Source organism: Pseudomonas sp. HMWF021, assembly GCF_003061005.1.
Taxonomy (GTDB): Bacteria; Pseudomonadota; Gammaproteobacteria; order Pseudomonadales; family Pseudomonadaceae; genus Aquipseudomonas.
On the sequence record NZ_QAIK01000082.1, the window covers coordinates 22,516 to 22,882 of the forward strand.

A 367-nucleotide genomic window follows, 5' to 3' on the forward strand; every position below is an offset into this window, starting at 1 on the left:
CTTGTTATCGGTCAACAATTTGGTCCAGACCTCGGCGCGTTCGCTCAGGCGTGTACCGGAAAACCAGGTGTTGCCCGCCAGCGTGTCGCAACGGGTGACCACCGGCGGTTGGTTGGCCGGGGCCGACGGGTATTTCAGGCGCCACGCCGCCGACTCCTTGCTTTCGCTCAGCTCGACCTTGTGGCTCAGGGCGAAGGCTTTGGCCTGCAGTTTCGGGTTGAGTTCGAAGACTTCGGTCTTGTAGTCCAGCGGCGGTTTTTCGTTTGGCCCCTTGGTGTTGATGCCCAGGTATCCGGTCGGCCAGCTCGACGGCACATCGCGCGAATCCAGCTCCCATTGCGTGCCGAATTCCACCAGATAATGCGCC

At 61.3% G+C, this 367-nt stretch carries 1 pseudogene; it reads right to left on the reverse strand.

The features are described from left to right. Positions 1-367: pseudogene (locus tag DBR18_RS29060) on the reverse strand (purine nucleoside permease); the annotation flags it as partial.